We start from the raw sequence: 1,117 nt of genomic DNA on the forward strand, positions 1-1,117 counted from the left end.
ATTGAGTTCGGCTAAGCGCGTGTCTAGGTGGTCTAGCTTAGCCCGCATGCTGGGCTTCATCTAATGGTCTTCTGGCTTGGAGTGCGAGGCGAATAATTTGGGGAGCAACTTAATCAGGGCGTCACGCTCAGCGCCATTGGAATGTTGTAAAGCATGCAATGAGCCATGCAAGAACTTATTGGTTAAGCCTTGAGCCATTGCATTGAGAACTTCTTGGGGATCCTCGCCACGCATCAATCGTTTCATCGCGCGGTCGAGCTCAAGTTGTCTGAGGTGTTCACCTTGTTGCTGAATATCCTGAATCAAAGGCACAGTCTTACGACCTTGCATCCAGTGCATAAAGTTACCAACGCGATCTTCAATAATCGCTTCAGCCTGACTTACTGCGGCCTGACGAAGAGAGGCACCTGTTTGAATCATCACACCTAAATCATCTACCGTATAAAGATAGATATCATTTAAACGAGCAATCTCAGGCTCAAAGTCACGAGGTACGGCTAAGTCAACCATCACCATCGGTTTATGACGACGTTGCTTCAAAGCACTCTCTACCATGCCCAAGCCAATAATCGGAAGTGAGGATGCTGTACTTGAAACAATGATGTCAAATTCGTGAAGGCGAGATGGTAGATCAGAAAGCTTAAAGGACTCTGCTTCAACATCTTGAATAGAAATCGAGTCTGCTAATTCTTGGCCGCGTTCAATTGTTCGATTGGCGATTGCAACTGCTTTAGGTTTACGCGCTACAAAATGCGTTGCGCATAAGGTGATCATGTCGCCAGCACCGATAAACAGAACACGTTGATCAGCAATGCTTTCAAAAATACGTTCGGCTAATCGAACTGAGGCTGCTGCCATCGAGATTGAGTGAGCACCAATTTCTGTGGAGCCACGAACTTCTTTTGCGACGGCAAAAGTTTTCTGAAAGAGTTGATTGAGATAAGTGCCAAGGACGCCCGCATCATTTGCAGTGCGCACAGCATCTTTCATTTGACCCAAGATTTGGGTTTCGCCAATCACCATGGAATCTAATCCACAGGCCACCCTAAAAGCGTGACGTACCGCATCCGATTGCGGTAGTGAATAAATGTGCGGCTCCAAACTACTTGGAGCAAGT

The 1,117-nt window shown here is 46.8% G+C and carries 1 protein-coding gene; it reads right to left on the bottom strand.

Annotated features, from left to right (window positions below):
* Positions 1-60: 60 nt before the first annotated feature.
* A partial coding sequence (gene hemA, locus B7Y67_RS18950) for a glutamyl-tRNA reductase (protein ID WP_293599956.1) occupies positions 61-1,117 on the bottom strand: 1,057 nt, incomplete at its 5' end.

The organism is Polynucleobacter sp. 35-46-11 (assembly GCF_002281105.1).